Origin of the sequence: Bradyrhizobium sp. 87, assembly GCF_023073015.1 — a bacterium.
Classification (GTDB): domain Bacteria; phylum Pseudomonadota; class Alphaproteobacteria; order Rhizobiales; family Xanthobacteraceae; genus Bradyrhizobium; species Bradyrhizobium canariense_D.
In genome coordinates this window covers 13,963-35,846 of sequence record NZ_JADPIQ010000117.1, presented here as the reverse complement: position 1 = coordinate 35,846, position 21,884 = coordinate 13,963, and the positions used below count along the sequence as shown (strand labels likewise).

Below are 21,884 nucleotides of genomic sequence, written 5' to 3'. Positions count from 1 at the left end.
GTTGACATAGGCAACGACAGGCACGCCGGGGAATTTTTCGCGGAGCAGGCGGACGTCGGCGCCGGTGATGCTGGCAGCGAGCGAGCAGCCGGCGCGCGTATCAGGAATAAGCACCGTCTTGTCCGGATTGAGCAGTTTCGACGTCTCCGCCATGAAGTGCACGCCGCACTGGACGATGATGCCGGCCTTCACCCTGGTGGCTTCGACCGCGAGCTGGAGCGAATCACCGCCGATGTCGGCGACGCAGTGGAAGATCTCCGGCGTCTGGTAATTGTGCGCGAGGATCACCGCGCCCCGGGCCTGCTTCAGCTCGTTGATCGCCTTGATCGTCGGGGCCATCAGCGGCCATTCGATCGGCGGGATGACACGTTTCACGCGCTCGTAAAGCGGTGCGGTGGCTCGCTCGACCTCCGGCGTCCATTCCAGTGAAGGCATCGGCAGCGAAGGTCCGGTTCGCGACTGCTTGGCCTGTGCCGGGGTGATGACGTGGCCCTGCGGCCGGTTGGCAAAGTCGTCGGGGCCGTAAATTCCAGTTAGCGGCATCCAAGCCTCCCGTGCATGTCATTTGTACTCATTTTGAGCATATATAAAGCCTGAGAAATCCGGCCGACAGGCCGGGGGATCATTCGATATGCTCGATATGAGCAAATATAAAATAACACGTCGTGTTGGGAGCCGCCAGATCTTGCCGCACACGTTTCCGTTAAGTCGCGCCCGGCGCGTCGGCTGAGGCCGCGAGGAAATGCAATGCTCCCGCGCCAGCTCTTCGCGGAATGCAATCGTTTTTGACTTGGGGTTTCCATGCAGATGCATTAAACGAGCTGGCTCGCGGCCGCCATTTGCGAATCCGCGACCACGCACGAGGAACAGCATGTCGATACAGATGGGTGAGCTCGGTTCGGTCTCCCGTTCCTCCTCCTGGCGCACGCCGGCGATCATCATTCTCTGCGGCTGCGCGATCGGGATGCTCGGGTTCGGCCCGCGCTCGGCGCTGGGCTTCTTCGTACAGCCGATGAGCCATGAATATGCCTGGGGCCGCGACGTGTTCGGCCTCGCGATCGCGTTTCAGAATTTGCTGTGGGGACTGGGCCAGCCCGTCGCCGGCGCGGTCGCCGATCGCTTCGGCCTGTTCCGGGTGATGTGCGTCGGCGCTCTGCTCTATGCCGGGGGCTTGCTCCTGATGCGCTACTCATCGACGCCGCTGTCGCTCAACATCGGCGCTGGTGTCATGGTCGGCTTCGGTCTCGCCGGCTGCTCGTTCAATCTGGTGCTCTCGGCCTTCACCAAGCTCTTGCCGGCCGAGAAGCGCGGCCTTGCGCTCGGCGCCGGCACTGCGGCGGGATCGTTCGGGCAATTCCTGTTCGCGCCGATCGGTGTGGCCCTGATCGACAATTTCGGCTGGCAGCAGGCGCTCACCGTGTTCGGCTTCCTGATGCTGCTGATCATCCCGTTGTCGCTGGCGCTCTCGACGCCGCCGGTCGCAAGCGCGGCAAATGCGGCGCCTGCGGACCAGCAGACCTTCACCAAAGCGCTCGCGGAAGCCTTCGGCCATCGCTCCTACGTGCTGCTTGTCCTCGGCTTCTTCACCTGCGGCTTCCAGCTTGCCTTCATCACGGTGCATCTGCCGGCCTTCCTGGTCGATAGCGGCATCTCCACGCAGATCGGCGGCTGGGTGATCGCGGCGATCGGCCTGTTCAACATCATGGGATCGCTCAGCGTCGGCTATCTCCAGAACAGCCTGCCCAAGCGCTACATCCTCTCGACCATCTATTTCACCCGCGCGCTTGCGACGCTTGCCTTCATCTCGTTTCCGATCACGCCGTTCTCGGCGATTGCGTTCGGCGCGGTCTCCGGCCTGACCTGGCTGTCGACCGTGCCACCGACCTCGGCACTGGTCGCGATCATGTTCGGCACGCGCTGGTTCGCCACGCTCTATGGCTTCGCCTTCGTCAGCCATCAGGTCGGCGGCTTCCTCGGCGTCTGGCTCGGCGGCATCGTGTTCGAGCGGTTCGGTTCCTACACGCCGATCTGGTGGCTCTCGATCCTGTTCGGCGTGCTCTCGGCGCTGATCAATCTTCCGATCGTGGAGAAACCGGTCCAGCGGACGGTTGCGCAGCCTGCCTGATCGGTTAAACATCCCCTGAAACAAGTCAGGGAGTTTTGCTGTGGCGACGTTCAAGGCGATCCGGATCGACAAGGCGGACAAGGGCACCACCGCGCAGCTCACGCAGTTCGACGAAGCCGAACTGATGGAGGGCGACGTCACCGTCCGCGTGGAATGGTCGACGTTGAACTACAAGGACGGCCTTGCGCTCACCGGCAAGGCGCCGGTGGTGCGCCGCTTCCCGATGATTGCCGGCATCGACTTCGCCGGCACCGTCGAGCAGTCCTCGCATCCGCAATGGAAGGCGGGCGATAAGGTCGTCTGCACCGGCTGGGGCATGGGCGAGACCCATCTTGGCGCCTATGCCGAGAAGGCGCGGGTGAAAGGCGACTGGCTGGTCGCTCTTCCGCAGGGCCTATCGGCGCGCGACGCCATGGCGATCGGCACTGCCGGCTTCACCGCGATGCTGTCCGTGCTGGCGCTGGAGAAGCACGGAGTGTCGCCGAACAGCGGTCCGGTCGTGGTGACGGGGGCTGCAGGCGGCGTCGGCTCGGTTGCGACCGCCGTGCTCTCGAAGCTCGGCTATCACGTCATCGCCTCCACCGGACGTGCGTCCGAAGCGGACTATCTGAAACAGATCGGCGCGGCTGAGGTGATCGACCGCAACGAATTGTCGGCGGCCGCCAAGCCCATCGCCAAGGAGCGCTGGGCGGGCGGCGTCGACAGCGTCGGCTCGACCACGCTCGCAAACCTGCTGTCGATGACGAAGTACGGCGGCGCGATCGCGGCCTGCGGCTTGGCTGCCGGCATGGACCTGCCGTCTTCCGTCGCACCCTTCATTTTGCGCGGGGTGTGCCTTCTCGGCATCGATTCCGTGATGTGCCCGATCGAGCCGCGGAAAGCTGCCTGGCAACGCCTGGCGTCCGATCTGGACCGGTCAAAACTAGCTGAAATTACTCACGAAATTCCGCTTTCTGAAGTTCCGGAGTGGGGCGCGAAAATCCTCGCCGGCCAGGTCCGCGGTCGCACCGTTGTAAAAATTGTCTAACGGCGTTCAGACTTTACCAACCATGCTGCTTCAATGTCGCCATGGTTAGTATGGTAAGCAGCAGGTAAAGAGATAAGGCATAGCCCGCTGCGGGGTTGGTTCGGAGTTGAGCATGCTTGCGCGTATTGTGTTGGGGGCGGTCACGGCGGTAGCGACGCTTACGCCGGCCATTGCTGGAAGCATGAACGCCGATGAGGCGCGCCGCTTCGTCGCCGGGAAGGTGTTTGCTTTCACCTGCTTTGACGGCACCCGGGGCGCGGGCCGCATCATGGACGACCTCGGCGCCGCCGGCGCCGTGCAGTTCTCGGGTGCAGGTCCGGTGAAACATCTCCGCCTGCCCGGCAACACGCTGCAGATCCGCGGCCAGAACGTCTGCGCCTCGATCAAGGGCATTCCGTTCGAGCCCTGTTTCAACCTTGAAAAGACCGACGATCGCAGTTTCCGCGGCTCGGTATCGGGGATGGGCTTCGCCTATTGCGACTTCCATCACCAGGGCGGCAACCAGATGCTGATGGCGCGGGCCGTCGCGCGGCCGCGCTCGCTGCGCACCTCGGAACACACGGGTTCGGTCGGCACGCCCAACACCGAAGTCGCCGCGCGTGTCGAGACCCCGCGCGTCGAGAGTAGCCGGCTCGAGCCGGTGAAGCCGCAAGTTAGATCGGAGCCCGCCAGGGACGACGCCCCGCTGGAGCTGCGCCGCTCGACCCAGTGAGTTGGCTGCGCGCGTCCGCGCACTTTGTCGTTGAGAGCTGCCATCAGACACGAAGCCGCCGCGCCGTAGTCATACGGACGGCGGCTTTCATGCGTTGGTAGCTGTTCGCGCCCAGTTTGCGTACGGCCGGGGGCGCGGCCCGATAAAAGGGTTCAACGATGTCGCTGTACTTCTTCCGAATCAGCACGGGCCGCTATTCCGGTGCTGCCGACCAGCCATATGAGTTCGAGGACCGCGCCGCGGCCTGGACCGAGATGACCGAAGTCTGTGCCAATTTGCTCGGCGGCATCTCGCGCGGCCTGAAACAGAACGCCGAATGGCGCATGGAGCTGCTCGACGAGAACAAGGAGCCGGTGTTCCGGATCAGCTTGATTGGCGAGAGCCAAAAGGCCCTTGGTCGCACTGGCTAGAAATCGGGCATCCTACCGCCGCGTGTGGTTAACCTGTTAAGCGCGCGGACCGTGCCGTTTTTCAAGGGATTTTCCGGTAAGTCCGGTATTTGTCCGGGGGGATCGTTAACCAGATCACCACACCTGAAGCTCAGTTTTTAGGCAAGGGCGATCAACGCCGAGGGCGGCCGACAATGACTTGGCCGCGCAACCCGGGAAACGCCCTCATGTCGAGACTCATCCAGAATCTGCAAATCGGTACCAAGCTCGCGCTAGCTTCGGCGTTCGGCGTTGTTCTCGTCGGCGCCATGATCGCGAGCCAGGTCATCGGCAACAACAACGTGCGGCATTCCAACCAGGCCGCGCTTGCGCAGCAGGAATTGGTGCGCGAGGCTACCGAAGCCAAGCTTGGGATACGCGGCTTGCAACTCGCCGTACGGGACATGCGTCTCGCCAACAATCAGGGTGACTTGCAAAAGGCGAGCGAGCTTCTGCTGGAGCGGTCGAAAGCACTGAACGGCGTTGTCGATTCCATGCTCAGGTTGTCGCACGCCCCGGAAAACCGCGCGCGGATGGAGAAGCTCAAGTCTACGTCGGCCGATTACCTGAAGGGCGCGCAGCAGAACGCCTCTGTTCGCAGCGAGGCCATTGCGGTTGCGGCCACGGACCCCGTCCGCGCCGCCAAGATTTCCGAGGAAGGCGCGCGCCAGATCCGCGAGGTGACGCTGCCGCTTGCCACACAGCTGGACAATTTGACCAGCGAGATTGCCGATTTCGCCAAGCACAAGAGCGATGAAGAAATCGCTGCCGCGAGCCAGGAGATGGCCGTGAGCGAGCGTCTCGGCATGGTGGTCGGTGCGTGCGCCGTGCTCGTCCTCATCGGTTCGTGGCTGATGTCCTTCCTGACCATCGCGCGGCCGATCCGCGCGCTCACGGTTGCCATGGACAAGCTCGCTGGTGGTGACTTCTCTGTTGTCCTGCCGGGTCTCGGCCGCAAGGACGAGGTCGGCGGTGTCGCCGCGGCCGTCGAGAAATTCAAGGTCGTGTCGGAGCAGAAGGCGCGCCAGGAAGCGGAAGCCAAGATGCGGCAGGACCAGGTGGCGGCCGAGCAGCGCAAGGCCGATATGCGCAAGCTTGCTGATAGTTTCGAAGGCGCCGTCGGCGAGATCGTCGATACGGTGTCGTCGGCCGCGACGGAGCTCGAGGCTTCGGCCTCGACGTTGACCTCGACGGCGGAGCGGGCACAGGAACTGACGATAGTTGTGGCTGCGGCCTCCGAGGAGGCGTCGACCAACGTGCAATCGGTGGCGTCGGCCACGGAAGAGCTGTCGTCTTCAATTACGGAGATTAGCCGCCAAGTGCAGGAATCGGCGCGGGTCGCGAGCGAGGCGGTTACCCAAGCCCGAACCACGACCGACCGTGTCGGAGAATTGTCCAAGGCGGCGGCTCGCATTGGCGACGTGGTCGAGCTGATCAACACCATCGCCGGCCAGACCAACCTGCTGGCGCTTAATGCCACCATCGAGGCGGCACGCGCCGGCGAGGCCGGTCGCGGTTTTGCGGTGGTGGCTTCGGAAGTGAAGGCGCTTGCCGAGCAGACCGCGAAGGCGACCGGCGAGATCGGCCAGCAGATTTCCGGCATTCAGGCCGCGACGCAGGACTCCGTCGCCGCCATCAGCGCCATCAGCAACACCATTGAAAAGCTGTCCGAGATATCGTCCACGATCGCGGCGGCCGTCGAGGAGCAGGGCGCGGCGACGCAGGAGATCTCGCGCAACGTGCAGCAGGCGGCCGAAGGCACCCATCAGGTCTCGTCCAACATCACCGACGTGCAGCGCGGTGCAGGCGAAACCGGCTCGGCATCGTCGCAGGTGCTGGCAGCCGCGCGGTCATTGTCCGGCGACAGCAACCGCCTCAAGCTCGAGGTCGGCAAGTTCCTCGACACCGTGCGCGCCGCCTAAGAACCTCGTTCCAGACAGTTCGGAAGACGCCCTGCCTCCTCAGGCGGGCGTTTTTGCATCCTGATCTTCGCCGCGAACGTCTCGCGCATGACTTCGGCGAACGTCGGCTGCAAAAGCAAACAGTGGCGACCTCAAGCTGAAATTTACAACTTTCTGGCGAGATTATCTCTTCCATTTCAACTGTTTGGGTTGAAATCTCAGTATTTCTCCGAGCCCTCCCGTTAACCAGAATGAGTAACCCCAAGGAATAGATTCTCCGGCAAGGGCGATCAACGTCCATGCAGCCGGCAAGGACTTGGCTGCGTGTTTCCTTTGGGGGAAACGTACCATGTTGAGCCCTGCTCATCATCAGCAGGTCCGAACTCAGTCCGCCAGCGCGTGGAGTCGGCTCGGACATGTTCGGATCGGCACGATCTTGCCGATCATCATCTCTGCCCTGGTCTTGCTTGGGTTGGCCTCGGCCGGATTCATCGCCTATGAGGCCGTCCTCAAGAGGCGAGAGTCCGAGGCATTCCTGAAGGTCAATGCAGTTGCCCAACTGCTGCTGCGCAGCGCAGGACATTGGGCGATTGAACGCGGGCTGACCAACGCCGTGCTGAAGTCTCCTGATGTCGTCAGTCCCGAGCGCCGTGCGGAAATCGCAAAGGCGCGCGCGACGGCCGACGAGGCCTTTCGCCAAGCCGTCCTCGATATCAGCGCGATTCCCGAAATGACGGCGGGGCAAAGACAGATTGCGGACGCAGCGACGAAATTCGAGGCGCTGCGTCTCCTGCGTGAGAAAGCCGACGCGGGAATGTCGCGCTCGCGCGTTGAACGCGAGCCTGACCTCGTAGATGGCTTCGCGCCAACGATTACGGAGGTGATCGACGTCGCGAGCAACCGCTTGCGGCTGACGCTCGAAACACTCACCAGCCCGCCCGTGGCAAGGCTGGCCCAGCTCATCGGCTTGCGACATCTGACAGCTCAGATGGCCGAGAATGCCGGAAGGGAGCGGGCCCTGCTGGCTGGGGTCGTCGGTGCGCGCGCGAAGCTCGGGATGGAGGGCTATGAGCGCCTTTCGGCGCTGCGGGCCAAGGTCGAACTCGCATGGGACACGGTATTGCCGGTGCGGCTGCGTTCGGACCTCGCCCTGCAGATCGGCGAGGCGATGACGGAGGTCGAGAAATCCTATTTTGGTGCCTACGGTGAAACGCGGGTGACTGTGCTCGCCGGTGGCGAAGGCGGGGACTACAGAATCACGGGACCCGAGTACTTCACGCGGGCCACCGCCGGCATCAATGCAGTGCTGAAGCTCGGTGAAGCCATTGGCGCGGCCGCTGACCGCGAAGCCACGATGCAGGCAGAGGTCAGCACTCGTAATTTTGTTTTCACAGTTGTGTTGCTCTGCGCCTCGGTGATGCTCGCTGGCCTCAGTTTCTGGATCACCTTTGGCCGGATCCTCAAGCCGCTTTCAGCCATTTCGGTTGCGATGCGTGGGCTCGCCAATGGCGACTTCACGACGGTCGTGCCTGGCACCTGCCGAGGTGACGAGGTCGGCGAGATGGCGCGGACCGTTGAAGTCTTCAAGCAAAACGGCCTCGAAGTCGAACGCATGCGCGGCGATCACGCTGCGGCCGAGAGGCGGGCAGCCGAGCAGCGCAAGGCGGAGATGCGGAAGCTGGCCGACGGCTTCGAAGCCGCGATCGGGGAGATCGTCGACACCGTCTCCTCGGCCGCGACCGAGCTCGAAGCCTCGGCGTCGACCCTCACATCGACCGCGGAGCGAGGGCAGCAGCTCACGACCATGGTTGCTGCGGCCTCGGAGGAGGCGTCCACCAACGTGCAAGCGGTGGCGTCGGCCACCGAGGAGCTGTCGTCTTCTATCACCGAGATCAGCAGGCAGGTGCAGGAATCGGCCCGCGTGGCCAACGAAGCTGTCGGCCAGGCGCGTGTCACCACTGAGCGCGTCAGCGAATTGTCCAGGGCGGCGACGCGGATCGGCGACGTGGTCGAGCTGATCAACACCATCGCGGGTCAGACCAATCTCCTGGCGCTCAACGCGACCATCGAGGCCGCGCGCGCCGGCGAAGCCGGTCGCGGCTTTGCGGTTGTGGCCTCCGAGGTCAAGGCACTCGCCGAACAGACCGCGAAGGCCACTGGCGAGATCGGGCAGCAGATCGCCAGCATCCAGACCGCGACCGAGCATTCGGTCGGCGCAATCAAGGACATCAGCGGCACTATCGAGAAGCTCTCGGAGATTTCCTCTACCATCGCGGCTGCCGTGGAAGAGCAGGGCGCGGCGACACAGGAAATCTCCCGCAACGTGCAGCAGGCGGCGGAAGGCACCCATCAGGTCTCGGCCAACATCACCGATGTGCAGCGCGGCGCGAACGAGACCGGCTCGGCGTCGTCGCAGGTGCTGGCGGCGGCCCAGTCGCTCTCTGGCGACAGCAACCGCCTCAAGCTCGAGGTCGGCAACTTCCTCGATACCGTGCGCGCAGCATGACGCGGTCGCCGTCACCAATCATCGATCGACTACAACCGCCGCGCGAAGACGCGCGGTGGTTCGCATGCGTTCGCAGTTGGATGTCGCGACGCGATGAGCCGCACGGTTAACCTTCCGGAAAACCGATGCAGTCATGATCTCCGCAATATTCCGGGTGCCGAGTCGCCCTCCTCGTATTGCGTATCAATCGTATTGGAGCACATTCCATGAGTGGCCCTTCCATTCGTCTCACCCATAAGGTCATGGCGATCGGACTGTTCGGATTGTTGGGTCTCGTCGCCTTCGGCGCGATCTACGAGATCGGCAGTCTCTCCCAGGACGCCTCCCGCGAGATTGCCAACCGCGCTCGTGCGATCGCTGACCTCGACAAGCAGCTCTCGATCGAGATGCTGGAGGCCCGCCGCAACGAGAAGAACTTTCAGCAGCGCCGCAACGAGAGCTACGCCAAGGCACATGCCGAATTGATCGGGCCGATCAATCGCGACTTCGACGAGGTGGAGCGGCTGATGTCGGCCGGCGGCTTGGGCGCGCTGTCCGACCGGATGAAGCAGGCCCAGGACGGCTTCAAGCGATACGCGTCGGACTTCGGCGCATTGGTGGCCGCGGAGACCCGGCTCGGCCTAAACGAGACTCTGGGCCTCTCCGGCTCGCTCCGCGCCGCCGTGCACGACATTGAGGCCAAGCTCAAGGAGATCGACGATCCCAGGTCCACGAGCTGGATGCTGATGATGCGCCGGCACGAGAAGGACTTCATGCTGCGGCGCGACCCAAAATACATCGCCGAGATGAAGAAGGCCGCGGTCGAATTCTCCAAGGCGATAGAGGTCGTCGCAATCCCTACGGCAGTGATGAACGACATCACAGCCAAGCTGCAGAAATATCAATCCGAGTTCACGGCGTGGGTGGAGACGGCGCAGCAAACTGCGGCCCTCGACGCCAGCATGATGAAAACGTTCCGTGGGTTAGAACCGAGCATGATCGAGGTGCGCAACACAGTCGAAGACCTCTACAGGAAGGCCGACGTTGCGGAAGCTGCGACCCGCGATGCCGTGCGCATGTGGATGATGGTCGCCTTCGCCATTGCCGTCGTCGTGCTCGCCGCGGTGGGCTTCCTTCTGGGACGTTCGATCTCGAAGGCGCTTGCCGGCATGGTCGGCGCGATGACGCGGCTTGCGCGCGGCGAGCTTTCGATATCCGTTCCGGGCATCGGGCGCAAAGACGAGATCGGCGAGATGGCCGGTGCCGTCGAGGTGTTCAGGACCAATATGGCGGAGGCCGAGCGGCTGCGCACCGAGCAGGTCGAAGCTGAGGCGCGCGGGCGCCAGCAACGCAAGGCCGACATGCACCGGCTCGCCGATACTTTCGAAGGCGCGGTCGGCGAGATCATCGATACTGTTTCGTCGGCGGCAACCGAGCTGGAGGCCTCGTCAAATACGCTGACGCAGGCTGCCGAGCGCGGCAACGGGCTTGCCACGGTCGTGGCGGCCGCCTCCGAAGAGGCCTCCGCGAACGTGCAGTCGGTGTCTGCAGCGAGCGAGGAAATGACCTCCTCGATCTCCGAGATCAGCCGTCAGGTGCAGGAATCGGCCCGTGTCGCCGACGTGGCGGTCGGGCAGGCCCAGCGCACCAATGCACGCGTCGCCGAACTGTCGAAGGCCGCCGCCCGCATCGGCGACGTGGTCGAACTGATCAACACCATCGCCGCCCAGACCAACCTGCTGGCGCTCAACGCGACGATCGAGGCGGCGCGTGCCGGCGAGGCCGGCCGCGGCTTTGCCGTGGTCGCTTCCGAAGTGAAGGCGCTCGCCGAGCAGACTGCGAAGGCCACGGGCGAGATCGGCCAGCACATCGGCGCGATCCAGACCGCGACGGAAGATTCCGCCGGTGCGATCAAGGAGATCGGCGACACCATCGCGCGGATGTCGGAGATCTCGTCAACCATCGCCGCCGCGGTCGAGGAACAGGGTGCCGCCACGCAAGAGATCTCCCGCAACATCCAGCACGCCGCGAATGGCACCTCCGAAGTCTCGGCGAATATCGGCGATGTCCAGCGTGGCGCAGGCGAAACCGGGGCGGCCTCGGCGCAGGTGCATTCGGCTGCGCAATCGCTGTCGCAGGAGAGCCACCGGCTGAAGAGCGAGGTCGCGCGCTTCCTGGATTCGGTACGGGCGGCGTGACAGCCGTCGCCTTCCGCACATTGCGTCGCAAGTGGACAGGTCGCGTCGCAGCATCAGGTGGCTGTGCAGCTGCAACAGTTGGTTGCAGGAGAAATAACGACCGTCAGCGCTGTCCCGTAATTTTACGTAGGGCCCTGTTAACGCCTGCTTGCGACTATGTGTGCAATCTTACGGGACAAGAACCAGCCAGCATTGTTGAACTGACCTCCGTCTCGCCATCTTCGTGGCGGTTTGCGGCGCGGACAATTTGCGCGTTGCCAGGTAACATCGGGATTTGTCGTGATGTCGAAATTGTCGATCGTCTTCAAGCTTCTGGCCGTGTTGTCGGTCCTGGTCCTTTCGCTCGCCGGCGTTGGCGTGACGGCGATCGGCACCATGCAGAACATCAATTCCCATACGGTCGAGATCGCGGAGAGTTGGCTGCCCAGCGTGCGCGCGCTCGGCTCGCTTCGCGCCGACATCAACGAGCTGCGCGTCGCGCTCCGTCTGCATCTGATGCAGGACAGCGTTGAGGGCAAGGACGCCGCCGAGAAGCGCTTGGCCTCGCTGCGCGCGCGCATCGACCAGACCCGCAAGGTCTACGAGCCGCTGATCACTTCCGCCGAGGAGCGCTCGCTCTATGGGCAATGGAGCACGGCGTGGGCCGAGTATCTGAACGGCGTGCAGGACGTGATGGCACTGTCGCGCAAGGGCGTTGGCCGTTTCCCGGTCGACGCCAACGAGCTGCTGCAGACCAAGGTTGCGAAGATGGCCCAGGCCGCCGATCCCCTGCTCCAAAAGGGCATCGAGCTCAACAACCGCGGTGCCGAGCTTGAGACGAAGCAGGCCGCCGACAGCTACGCCATGATCTTCCGCGTGCTGGTCGGCATCATCGTGCTCTCGGTCGTAATCGCGATCGGCGCCGCCTATTATCTCGTGCGCGACGTTTCTCGCGGCATTGCCTCAATCATCCGCCCGATGCAGTCGCTCGGCGAGGGCGACCTCTCGGCCGACGTTCCGCATCGCGGCGAGAAGACCGAAATCGGTTCGATGGCAGATGCGCTGCAGATCTTCAAGGAGGCGCTGATCGCCAAGAAGGCCGCCGACGAGGCCGCTGCGCGCGACGCCGAAGTCAAGATCGAACGCGGTCGCCGCGTCGATGCCATCACCCGCAAGTTCGAAGCCATGATCGGCGAGGTGGTCGGGACCGTCTCCTCGGCCTCGACCGAGCTCGAGGCCTCCGCCTCGACGCTGACCAACACCGCGCAGCGCGGACAGGAACTCGCGACCGTCGTCGCAGCCGCCTCCGAGGAAGCCTCGACCAACGTCCAGGCGGTGGCATCCGCTTCGGAGGAGCTGTCGTCCTCCATCACCGAGATCAGCCGCCGCGTGCAGGATTCGGCGCGGATGGCGGCGGAGGCCGTCGAGCAAGCGGCGCGGACCAACGACCGTGTCAATGCGCTGTCGCAGGCGGCGTCCCGCATCGGCGACGTCGTCGAGCTCATCAACACCATCGCGGGCCAGACCAATCTGCTGGCGCTGAACGCGACCATCGAGGCCGCGCGTGCCGGCGATGCGGGCCGCGGATTCGCGGTCGTCGCCTCCGAGGTCAAGGCGCTGGCCGAGCAGACCGCGAAAGCGACCGGTGAGATCGGGGCGCAGGTCTCGGGTATCCAGGCGGCGACGCAGGAATCGGTCAGTGCCATCCAGGAGATCGGCGGCACCATCGAGCGGCTCTCCGAGGTGGCTGCGGCCATTGCCGCCGCCGTCGAGGAGCAGGGCGCGGCCACGCAGGAAATCTCGCGTAACGTGCAGCAGGCCTCGGTCGGCACGCAGGAGGTCTCGTCGAACATCACCAACGTGCAGCGCGGTGCGATCGAGACCGGCGAGGCTTCGACCGAGGTATTGTCGGCGGCGAAATCGCTGGCGACCGACAGCACCCGTCTCAAGGTCGAGGTCGCGCAGTTCCTGGAATCGGTTCGCGCGGCCTGACGCTCACGTGCTCGTCTGCGAAGCCGGCGGCGGTGCGATCTGCCGCCGGAACAGGATACGCTGGTAGAGCCAGCCGATCGCGACCAGCACGATGCCGAGGCACATGAACGATAGCGCGCGGTAGACGCCCGTCAGCGTCGACATGTCGATGACGAATGCTTTCAGGATCGTCAACGCGATCACGACGGCCGATGCCAGCCGCGCCCGCTCCGAATTGACGAGAATGCCGACGCCGAGCAGCACCACGCCGAAGCCGAGCCAGCCGATCGAATAGGTATATTGCTCGGCGCCCGTCGTCGCCCCGGAGGAGAGGATCGGGCCGTGATAGAAGCGGCGGATCTCCAGCGTGACATAGGTCAGCGCGAACAGCAGCGCGCCGCCTGCAATCGTGTTGGCGTAGGCCTTGCCGCGTTCGCCGGCCACGGCATAGGACAAGAGCAGCATCAGCACCGCCGGCAGCGCGTAGCCGAGCAGCAGCAGGTTGAACACGGCGCCACCGACGTCGGTGCGCCATAGCAGCGGGTTCTCCAGGAGCAGGAGGCCGAACACGCCGACGAGCCCGCCGATCACCGTGAGCACGACCGCGCCGACATTGTGCACGACGCTGCGGCTGCGCAGTCGCAGGCGTTCCAGCCCGATCGCCAGGGCGAGCGTGATGCAGACCTGGAGGGCGAATTCGAGCAGCGAGGGTGCTGACGTCATGTTGCCGCCGGTCGCAAAATGGCGGATCTCCATGAAGGCGAGCAGCGCGGTGAACAGGATCGCGGCGCTCTCGAGCATGCGCAGCGGGGCGTCGTCGGCGCGGCGGCGCAGGAACAGGCTCGCCGCCCAGAACGATGCCGCCGGCAGGCCGTAACCCCACAACAGCCAGTTGAAGATCGGCGTGGTTCCGACGGCGTCGCCGACGATGCGCGGATCATAGCCGATCCGTGCGGTGACCAGCCCGGCGAAGATCGCGGCGAGCCAGCGCAGGAACGGGATCGGCCGCTGCATCGAGATCCAGGCGGTGCCGAGCGACATCAGCGCCAGTGCGATCGTGAGCCAGCCCTTCTCCAGCGCAAACGTCAGCGCCAGCGCCAGTGCACCGAGCGTGCCGGTCGCAAACAAGGCCGTGGAGATCATGGCGCCCGGCCGGGTCTCGCGGCGTGCAAGCGCTTCGGTGGCCGCGCCGAAGGCGGCGGCGAGCAGCACCGCGAGGATGGCGAACGGGATCGAGCGATCGAGATGCGCGATGCGTGCGTAGAGCGCGACCAGGATCGCGATCGGCGTCGCGACCCCCGCGACCGACCACACCACCGGAATGATCGCCGAGTTCGAACGTCCCTGCGCGAGGAAGCCCGCGATGCCGAAGCCGGCGGCGAAGATCGCCGCCATCACCAGATGCAGCGTCACCGCGCTATCGATCGCCGTCGGTGCGATGTCGGCCATGGGACCGCCCGGCAGCACGAGCATGTCAGGATTGGCGCGCACCGCCCATTCGGCGAACACGACGAAGACGGTCGCGGCGGCGGCGCCGAGCGCGCCGGTGGCCGCCGGCGCGCGCCAGGCGACGAGCAGCGTCGCGCCGACCAGCAGCGTGAAGGCCATCAGCGCCAGGTCCGCATGGGCGCTCGACAGCACGATCAGCATCGCGCCGAACAGATAGGCACCGAGTGAGCCCGACGAGACCGGCTCGATCTCACCGTCCTCGATCGTCGGGCCGAACATGAAGCCGCAGACCACGAGAAGAGCGGCAAGAACGAATCCTGCGATCACATGGAAAGCGTGCGGCGCGACCTGCAGGTCGCTGGTATCGAGCCCCGGAAAGATCCAGAGCACGGCGAAGGCGATTGTCGTGACCGCAAGCCAACGCCACAGCCGGATACGGGCAAGGCCGAAGCTCGCGGCGGTGACGACGGCGAGATAGATGTAGAGCGCCCAATAGTCCGGCTTGCCGCTGGAGACGAGGATCGGCGTCACGAAGGCGCCGACCACGCCGAGGCCGGCGAGCGCGGGCCCGTGCAGGAGCGCGGCAGCCAGCGTGCCGAGCGCGACGAGGCCGAGCAGGACGAAGGCGGTCGCGGGCACGAGGAAGCCATAGAGCGCGTACGCCGCGTAGATGGTCGCAAATGCCACCGCCGTACCGGCTGCGGTGAGGATAGCGGGAATGTTGGCGATCGGCAGCGCGGCGATGTTGGAGATGCTCTCCTTGCGCCGTGACCATTCGCCGGCGCCCAGCAGCGCCAGCGCGAACACGCCGCCAAGGAACACGCGCACGCCGGGGCCAAGGAGGCCAGCCTCGATCGAATAGCGCACCATGAAGAAGCCGCCGAGCGCGAGCGCCAGGCCGCCGATCCAGACTACCCAGCGCGTGCCGAGCCGTTCCTCGAACCCGGGCGCGGGTGCGGGCAGCGGCGGCGTCGCGTCGGCCTCGGTGCTCGCTTCGAGCGGAGGCGGTGAAATATCTTCGGTGACGAGCGGGGGCGGCGCCTCGGCTTCCGGTTCGGCTTGGGGCACAAGCGGCGGCGGCGCTGCGGAAGTTGTGGGGGGCGCGTCAGCCCACACATCTGCGGGGATCAGCGGCGGCTGCACGGGCCGTTGCGCGCGGAACATCTCTTCGAGCGAGCTTAGCCGTCGTCGCAGTTCAGCCGCCTGGCTGGAAGCCTTGATCGCGATGATGAAGGCGATGATCGCAATGATCAGCGCGAAGACGTCAAACGGGCCGTCAGACATAAAGCCTCCAGGCAACCGGCGGGCAGGGGCCGATCACGCATATCTCGGGTTAGCGCCGGGAGCGTACGCGCAAGCCCGGCGCGGGTCGCTCCTGAAGCACGTCGCGACGGAAGCGGTAGAGCGCCGCCGGACGTCCGCCCGTCTGTGTCGACATCACCCCGGTCGGTTCGACCAGGGCTTCCATTTCGACCAGGCGGCGGAAATTTTGTTTGTGCAGGTGTCGGCCGGAGATCGCCTCCACCGTATACTGCAATTCGGTAAGTGTGAATTCGGCGGGCAAAAGTTCAAAGACCACAGGACGATACTTCAGTTTTGCACGCAGTCGCGCGACCGCTGTCGCAAGAATCCGGCGGTGGTCGAAGCGCATGGATGTGCCGAGCGCGGACAGCGCCTTGCGCGCTAATGCCGCAGGGCGACCGTCGCGCCGCGCTTCCTCGACCAGCCCTGCCTCGTACAGGAGCTCGTAGCGGTCGAGCACGCGCTCCTCGTCCCAGGACGCGCCGTCGAGACCGAAATAGAACCGCACCCGATCCTTGCGCGGCAATGCGCGCGTCGTCTCCGGCGTCTCCTCTTCGGCCCAGCCGGTCAATGCCGGGATGATGTCGTCCGCGATGATCGCGGGCGGCCCCTCGCGCCAGTCCTCCCAAGGCAGGAAGCGATACCACGGCGCGAAGCTCGCACTCGTGGCTGCCAGTTCGCCGCCGAAGGCGCGCGTCAGTGCGAGATAGCCGATCGACACCATGTGCGCGCCGGTGTCGCCAGCCTCGGCATGCCGGCCGCGATCGCCGAACGTGTAGAGCTGCTCGACATAGCCGAGCCGCAGGCCCGTCTGTTCCTCGACCCACGCCCGCAGCCCGATCTCGAAAGTGCGATGGCTCGGCGCATCGAACGGGCCGAACGGCAGGCCGGCCAGGCCGTCACTGTCGCGCGCGGTGAGGATCAGCGGTTCGTGATCCTCGATCGCGACGATCGCGGCGGTCAGGCCGATCTCGATCGGCGTCAGCAGCTTTTCGCTCATGCGATGGCGATCGCCGGTGCGGCCGTGAACTGGTCATGCCCGGGCTTGTCCCGGGCATCCACGTTCTTCGTGCCGCAGCAAAGGTCGTGGATGGCCGGGACAAGCCCGGCCATGACGATGTGGAGGCGTCTGCGTAAAGGCTCGCATGCGATTGCTCTGCTCGCAAGCGGGAGAGGGGGCACACCTGTGCTGTGGTGCGCAACTGTCATTCGAGCTCGATCACGAAGGGGCGGCCCTCGACCATCATCGCGCCCGGGCCCATCTCGTCGAGTGCGCGCAGCATGCGGCCGTTGCGCCCCAGCGCACGGTCGGCAAGGCCGACGATGCGGCGGTTCGGTGAGGCGATCGGGGACGCCGCCCGGATCTTCTTCGCGATCTCGGTCTCGTCGCGATTCGGATTGAGTGCGCACACGGCGGCAAAGGCGCTCGCGGTGGAGCGGCTGATGCCGGCATAGCAATGCACCACCAGCGGCGCGTCGCGGTCCCAGCCGCGCACGAAGTTCAGCACCTGCTCGATATGCGTTTCCGACGGCGCGACGAAGCCGTCCATCTCCTCGGTGATGTCGTCCATCGACACCTTGAGATGGTTGGCCGGCAGCACCGACACCGGCCGCGCCACCTGTTCGACATTGGCCATCACGGTCAGCACGTGGCTGGCCTTGGTGAGGCGGACGGTTTCGGGAAGGGCGGCGAGGGAGCAGACGTGGATCATGGCGGACCTTTTTCCGCAGATTATAGCGAGCGTTGGCGGGGTGGGCAAAGCGAAGCGTACCCACCACTTTCGTCTCATTGCGCAAAACAGTGGGCGGCAAGGGCCCCCTTGCCCGCCCTGCAGACTCTAACCCACGACAACGATCACGCAAACACGGCGCCAAACCGCTCCAGAAACTGCTTCTCGGCCCGGGCAGCCGTCCAGGGGGTGAGATAGTCGCGCCGGACGCTGTCGGACAGGCCGGGATCCTTGCCGAACAGGCGCTTGGCCTCGCTCTCGCTGAAGCCGGCAAGCGTCGTTGCCTCCAGATAGGCCGCGCCGCGATCGGCCGCCTTGATCGCCAGCGTGATCTCGTCCGGCAGTACCGGCGGCAGGCCAAAGCGGATGTGAATCGCGCCGAGCAGACGTTTCTCGACCGCCTTGTAATGACCGTCGAGCACGGCCTTGAACGGCGAGATCATGTCGCCGATCACATATTCGGGCGCGTCATGCAGCAGCGCGGCAAGCTGCATGCGCTGATCCACGCGGGGATTCTCGTGCCGCATCACGGTTTCGACCAGCAGCGTATGCTGCGCGACAGAGAAGATGTGTGCGCCGATGGTCTGGCCGTTCCAGCGGGCAACACGCGCCAGCCCATGCGCGACGTCGGCGATCTCGATATCGAGCGGGGAGGGATCGAGCAAATCGAGCCGCCGGCCCGACAGCATGCGTTGCCAGGCGCGGGTGTCGGCGCCGCGGTCCGTCTTCTTCGCGCTCATTTGGCCTTGAGGCGCGGCTTGCGCTGCGACTTGCCGCAGCTCGCGTGACAATGGCAGTCGACGAGATGATCGTTGACCATGCCGGTCGCCTCCATGAAGGCATAGACGATGGTCGGGCCGACGAATTTGAAGCCGCGCGAGGCCAGCTCCTTGGAGATCTGCATGGAGAGCGGCGTCGAGGCAGGCACGCTCGCGGTGGTCTTGAAATGATTGACCTTGGGCCTTCCGTCCATGAAGTCCCACAGGAATTTCGAGAAGCCGGGGCCCTTCTCCATGATGGCGAGATAGGATTTCGCGCTTGATATCGCGCCGTCGATCTTGGCCTTGTTGCGCACGATGCCGGCATCGTTCATCAGCGCGTGAACCTTCTTCTCGTTGTAGCGTGCGATCTTTTCCGGCTGGAAATCGTCGAAGGCTTTGCGAAAATTGTCGCGCTTGCGCAGGATCGTGATCCAGGACAAGCCGGCCTGGAAACCGTCGAGGATCAGCTTCTCATAGAGCGCGCGGTCGTCATATTCCGGCACGCCCCATTCAGTATCGTGATAGGCGACGTAAAGCGGATCTTCGCCGGGCCAGGGGCAACGCGTCTTTCCGTCGGGATGCAGGCGAGGGGCACGGCTCATGCGATGGGTTGCTTCGTTGGAATGCGCACGACGTCTGGTTCCGCAAGCCTCACAGCGAGCCCACCGGCAGTCAGCGCCTGTCCCGCATCGAGCGCATCGGCGACGCGGTCGATGCGCACCAGCGCGATACCCTTTCCTTTCGCCGACGAGCCCATCGTGCCGACCGGCTTGTCGCCGGCCATGACGCTGACGCCGGGCTCAGGCGAGAAATCCTCGAGCAGCACCTTCACGCTGCGGGTGCGCGCGGTGCCGCGATGCTGCATGCGCGAGACGACCTCCTGGCCGACATAGCAGCCCTTGTCGAAATCGACGCCGGAAAGGCGGTCCATGTTGGTCTCGTGCGGGAACGCATCGCTGTACGTGAAATCGAGCCCGCCGCGCGGCACGCCGAGCGCGATGCGGTGGGCCTCGTATGCGGCGGCGTCGACGAGCTCGGCGCCGATCAGATCGGACAGCTTCTGTTTGAGATCTTCGGGGATGAGGATGCGGTAGCCGAGGTCCCCATTGCGCGGATCGGCGAAGGCGAGGTCGGGCTGGGCCGCGGGCTTGCCGTCCCAGGCCGCGAGCACGCCGAGATCGTCGGACAGGTTTTCCACCGTGACCTTGGCGCGCAGCTTGTAGAATTTCAGCTTGGTGGCGAGGCCGTCGGCAAGCGGCTTCAGGCAATCGATGAGGAACCCGCCGCCATGGCCGGCAGGCGCTTCCGTGATCAGGAAGTCCACGATGATCTTGCCCTGCGGCGTCAGCAACGCGCCGAATCGGCCCAGGCCCGGCTTCAGCTTGTCGACATCGGTCGTGACGAGGCCATTGAGGAAGTTGCGCGCATCCTCGCCCGCGACCTTGATCACGCCCCGGTCCGGAAGAAACGCTGATTTCATACGAAAATCTCTTGCGACATGTTGCTCCGGAACGTAAGCCCGCAAGGCAAAAACGACAAGACCTCAAGCCCTGCGCTTGGGGACGAGAGAGGCCTTCAGCCATGACCCAGCGTTTCGACGTGATCCTCAAGGGCGGCACTGTCGTCAACCAGGACGGCGAGGGGACCCGCGATGTCGGCGTCGTCAACGGTCGCATTGCCGAGATCGGCGCGCTGTCGCAGGCTTCCGCCGCGGAAGTGATCGACTGCAAGGGCCTGCACATCCTGCCCGGCGTGATGGATACGCAGGTGCATTTCCGCGAGCCCGGGCTGGAGCAGAAGGAAGACCTCGAGACCGGCTCGCGCAGCGCCGTAATGGGCGGCGTCACCGCCGTGTTCGAGATGCCAAACACCGCGCCGTTGACCGTGACGGAGGCCACCTTCACCGACAAGGTGAAGCGCGCCCATCACCGCATGCATTGCGACTTCGCCTTCTTCATCGGCGGCACCCGCGAGAATGTGCAGGACCTGCCGGTGCTGGAGCGTGCGCCCGGCTGCGCCGGCGTGAAGGTGTTCATCGGCTCCTCGACCGGCGCGCTCTTGGTGGAGGATGACGAAAGCCTGCGCCGCATCTTCCAGGTGATCCGGCGCCGCGCGGCGTTCCACGCCGAGGACGAATACCGCCTCAACGACCGCAAATCGCTGCGTATCGAGGGCGACACGCGCTCGCACCCGGTGTGGCGCGACGAGACCGCCGCGCTGATGGCGACGCAGCGGCTGGTGAAGCTCGCACACGAGACCGGCAAGCGCATCCACGTGCTGCATATCTCGACCAAGGAAGAGATCGAATTTTTGCGCGACCACAAGGACGTCGCCTCCTGCGAGGCGACGCCGCATCATCTCACGCTGGTTGCGCCCGAATGCTACGAGCGGCTCGGCACGCTGGCCCAGATGAACCCGCCGGTGCGCGGCGCCGATCACCGCGCCGGGATCTGGCGCGGCATCGAGCAGGGCATCATCGACGTGCTCGGCTCGGACCACGCCCCGCATACGCTGGAAGAGAAACAGAAGACCTATCCGGCCTCGCCCTCCGGCATGACCGGCGTGCAGACGCTGGTGCCGCTCATGCTCGACCACGTCAATGCGGGTCGGCTGTCGCTGGCGCGTTTCGTCGATCTCACCAGCGCCGGCCCCGCGCGCCTCTACAACATGGCCTGCAAGGGGCGGATCGCCGCCGGCTATGACGCCGACTTCACCGTCGTCGATCTCAAGCGCAGCGAGACCATCACCAACAAATGGGTCGCGTCCAAGGCCGGCTGGACCCCCTATGACGGGTTGCGCGTCACCGGCTGGCCCGTAGGCACCTTCATCCGCGGCCGCCGCGTGATGTGGCAGGGCGAGCTCGTGACGGCCGCGCAAGGTGAGCCGGTGCGGTTTCTGGAGACGCTGAGGGAGGAGTGAATGACCGAACCGACACCCCTCATCACCACCGAGCAACTTGCAGCCCAGCTCGGCGATCCCAACCTGCGCCTCTACGACTGCACGACCTACAACGAGCCGGTGCCGCCAGGCAGCGATGTGCCCTATCGCGCCGTGCCGGGCGATAAGACGTTCGAGGCCGGCCATATTCCGGGGGCCGATTTTCTCGACCTGCAAGGCGAGTTCTCCGACGCCTCTGCGCAGCAATTCTTCATGATGCCTGATGTGGCCCAGCTGGAGGCCGCCTTCGGCCGCCACGGCCTCGATGCATCCAAGTCCGTCGTGCTCTACAGCATCGGCACCATGATGTGGTCGACGCGGGTCTGGTGGATGCTGCGCTCGCTCGGCGTCGACGCGCGGGTGCTCGACGGCGGCCTCGACAAATGGAAGGACGAGGGACGCCCAGTCGTAACAGGCGCCCCGAAGGGCTATCCGGCCACGACCTTCAAGGCCACACCGCGCGCAGGCTTCTTCGTCGACAAGAATGCAGTGAAGGCGCGGCTGGGCGATCCCGCGACTGTTATCGTCAACGCGCTCGGTCCCCAATTTCATCGCGGCCTCGAGCCGAGTCGCTACGGGCGGCCCGGCCGCATTCCCGGCAGCGTCAACGTATCAGCGGCAGTTCTCACCAATGCCGACAAGACGCTGACGACGCTCGCCGATGCCGAAGCCAAATTCGCCGCGGCAGGCGTCACCCGCGACAAGAACGTGATCTGCTATTGCGGCGGCGGCATCTCGGCGACGATCGACCTGCTGCTGCTGACGCAGCTCGGCTACGACAAGCTGACGCTGTACGATGCCTCGATGGGGGAGTGGGCGAAGGATCCGGCGCTGCCGATCGAGACGGATTAGGACATTCCTTGGCCCCTCCCCAGGGGA

Annotated in this window: 17 protein-coding genes; 10 read left to right on the top strand and 7 right to left on the bottom strand. The window is 65.0% G+C overall.

The features are described 5' to 3' along the window. A partial coding sequence (gene nadA, locus IVB50_RS30025; RefSeq protein ID WP_247298966.1) for a quinolinate synthase NadA occupies positions 1–543 on the bottom strand: 543 nt, incomplete at its 3' end. Positions 544–871: 328 nt separating this feature from the next. On the opposite strand from nadA, the gene IVB50_RS30020 reads away from it, so the two are divergent. The 8 genes from IVB50_RS30020 to IVB50_RS29985 all read left to right on the top strand — a co-directional run bounded on the left by IVB50_RS30020 (position 872) and on the right by IVB50_RS29985 (position 12,847). Continuing rightward, on the top strand, positions 872–2,125 hold the full coding sequence (locus IVB50_RS30020) for an MFS transporter (protein WP_085352605.1): 1,254 nt from the start codon (positions 872–874) through the stop codon (positions 2,123–2,125). 40 nt (positions 2,126–2,165) lie between these two features. Next, complete coding sequence (locus tag IVB50_RS30015; protein WP_247298964.1) at positions 2,166–3,152, top strand: MDR family oxidoreductase; 987 nt, start codon at positions 2,166–2,168, stop codon at positions 3,150–3,152. A gap of 112 nt (positions 3,153–3,264) precedes the next feature. Beyond that, positions 3,265–3,864: a hypothetical protein gene (locus tag IVB50_RS30010; RefSeq protein ID WP_247298962.1), complete on the top strand. Its 600-nt coding sequence runs from the start codon at positions 3,265–3,267 to the stop codon at positions 3,862–3,864. 158 nt (positions 3,865–4,022) lie between these two features. After that, positions 4,023–4,274, top strand: coding sequence for a hypothetical protein (locus tag IVB50_RS30005; RefSeq protein ID WP_247298960.1), 252 nt, complete (start codon positions 4,023–4,025; stop codon positions 4,272–4,274). Positions 4,275–4,480: 206 nt separating this feature from the next. After that, a complete protein-coding gene (locus IVB50_RS30000) occupies positions 4,481–6,214 on the top strand; it encodes a HAMP domain-containing methyl-accepting chemotaxis protein (RefSeq protein WP_240543332.1) in 1,734 nt (577 codons plus the stop codon). A gap of 415 nt (positions 6,215–6,629) precedes the next feature. Next, positions 6,630–8,699, top strand: coding sequence for a methyl-accepting chemotaxis protein (locus IVB50_RS29995; protein ID WP_247298958.1), 2,070 nt, complete (start codon positions 6,630–6,632; stop codon positions 8,697–8,699). 206 nt (positions 8,700–8,905) lie between these two features. After that, the gene (locus IVB50_RS29990) at positions 8,906–10,876 is read left to right on the top strand and encodes a HAMP domain-containing methyl-accepting chemotaxis protein (RefSeq protein WP_026233670.1); all 1,971 of its coding nucleotides are present in this window, start codon (positions 8,906–8,908) and stop codon (positions 10,874–10,876) included. A 282-nt stretch (positions 10,877–11,158) separates the two neighbouring features. After that, positions 11,159–12,847 (top strand): methyl-accepting chemotaxis protein, encoded by a 1,689-nt coding sequence (locus tag IVB50_RS29985; RefSeq protein WP_166517499.1) that lies wholly within the window; start codon positions 11,159–11,161, stop codon positions 12,845–12,847. Positions 12,848–12,850: 3 nt separating this feature from the next. Here IVB50_RS29985 and IVB50_RS29980 read toward each other — a convergent pair whose 3' ends face one another. The 6 genes from IVB50_RS29980 to IVB50_RS29955 all read right to left on the bottom strand — a co-directional run bounded on the left by IVB50_RS29980 (position 12,851) and on the right by IVB50_RS29955 (position 19,548). Further along, entirely contained in the window at positions 12,851–15,559 is a 2,709-nt protein-coding gene (locus IVB50_RS29980; protein WP_247298956.1) for a DUF2339 domain-containing protein, read from the bottom strand. A gap of 49 nt (positions 15,560–15,608) precedes the next feature. Beyond that, positions 15,609–16,577 (bottom strand): NAD regulator, encoded by a 969-nt coding sequence (locus IVB50_RS29975; RefSeq protein ID WP_085352597.1) that lies wholly within the window; start codon positions 16,575–16,577, stop codon positions 15,609–15,611. Between the two features lie 205 nt (positions 16,578–16,782). Next, entirely contained in the window at positions 16,783–17,289 is a 507-nt protein-coding gene (locus IVB50_RS29970; RefSeq protein ID WP_007607206.1) for a protein-tyrosine phosphatase family protein, read from the bottom strand. A gap of 143 nt (positions 17,290–17,432) precedes the next feature. Next, complete coding sequence (locus tag IVB50_RS29965; protein ID WP_247298954.1) at positions 17,433–18,047, bottom strand: HD family hydrolase; 615 nt, start codon at positions 18,045–18,047, stop codon at positions 17,433–17,435. Continuing rightward, a complete protein-coding gene (locus IVB50_RS29960) occupies positions 18,044–18,670 on the bottom strand; it encodes a DNA-3-methyladenine glycosylase I (RefSeq protein WP_085361347.1) in 627 nt (208 codons plus the stop codon). Before IVB50_RS29960 ends, IVB50_RS29965 begins: the two co-directional genes overlap by 4 nt. Further along, positions 18,667–19,548, bottom strand: coding sequence for a folate-binding protein (locus IVB50_RS29955; RefSeq protein WP_247298952.1), 882 nt, complete (start codon positions 19,546–19,548; stop codon positions 18,667–18,669). The genes IVB50_RS29960 and IVB50_RS29955 overlap by 4 nt, the downstream gene beginning before the upstream one ends. A gap of 101 nt (positions 19,549–19,649) precedes the next feature. Between IVB50_RS29955 and IVB50_RS29950 the strand changes: the two genes are divergently transcribed. Both IVB50_RS29950 and IVB50_RS29945 read left to right on the top strand, forming a co-directional pair. Continuing rightward, on the top strand, positions 19,650–20,987 hold the full coding sequence (locus IVB50_RS29950; protein ID WP_018458826.1) for a dihydroorotase: 1,338 nt from the start codon (positions 19,650–19,652) through the stop codon (positions 20,985–20,987). Next, a complete protein-coding gene (locus IVB50_RS29945; protein ID WP_085361348.1) occupies positions 20,988–21,857 on the top strand; it encodes a sulfurtransferase in 870 nt (289 codons plus the stop codon). It abuts the gene before it with no gap. Positions 21,858–21,884 lie beyond the last annotated feature (27 nt).

Coding starts and splice junctions, on each gene's coding strand:
- IVB50_RS30020 (WP_085352605.1), top strand. CDS start 872: ATGTCGATACAGATGGGTGAGCTCGGTTCGGTCTCCCGTTCCTCCTCC.
- IVB50_RS30010 (WP_247298962.1), top strand. CDS start 3,265: ATGCTTGCGCGTATTGTGTTGGGGGCGGTCACGGCGGTAGCGACGCTT.
- IVB50_RS30005 (WP_247298960.1), top strand. CDS start 4,023: ATGTCGCTGTACTTCTTCCGAATCAGCACGGGCCGCTATTCCGGTGCT.
- IVB50_RS30000 (WP_240543332.1), top strand. CDS start 4,481: ATGTCGAGACTCATCCAGAATCTGCAAATCGGTACCAAGCTCGCGCTA.
- IVB50_RS29990 (WP_026233670.1), top strand. CDS start 8,906: ATGAGTGGCCCTTCCATTCGTCTCACCCATAAGGTCATGGCGATCGGA.
- IVB50_RS29985 (WP_166517499.1), top strand. CDS start 11,159: ATGTCGAAATTGTCGATCGTCTTCAAGCTTCTGGCCGTGTTGTCGGTC.
- IVB50_RS29980 (WP_247298956.1), bottom strand. CDS start 15,559: ATGTCTGACGGCCCGTTTGACGTCTTCGCGCTGATCATTGCGATCATC.
- IVB50_RS29975 (WP_085352597.1), bottom strand. CDS start 16,577: ATGAGCGAAAAGCTGCTGACGCCGATCGAGATCGGCCTGACCGCCGCG.
- IVB50_RS29970 (WP_007607206.1), bottom strand. CDS start 17,289: ATGATCCACGTCTGCTCCCTCGCCGCCCTTCCCGAAACCGTCCGCCTC.
- IVB50_RS29965 (WP_247298954.1), bottom strand. CDS start 18,047: ATGAGCGCGAAGAAGACGGACCGCGGCGCCGACACCCGCGCCTGGCAA.
- IVB50_RS29960 (WP_085361347.1), bottom strand. CDS start 18,670: ATGAGCCGTGCCCCTCGCCTGCATCCCGACGGAAAGACGCGTTGCCCC.
- IVB50_RS29955 (WP_247298952.1), bottom strand. CDS start 19,548: ATGAAATCAGCGTTTCTTCCGGACCGGGGCGTGATCAAGGTCGCGGGC.
- IVB50_RS29950 (WP_018458826.1), top strand. CDS start 19,650: ATGACCCAGCGTTTCGACGTGATCCTCAAGGGCGGCACTGTCGTCAAC.
- IVB50_RS29945 (WP_085361348.1), top strand. CDS start 20,988: ATGACCGAACCGACACCCCTCATCACCACCGAGCAACTTGCAGCCCAG.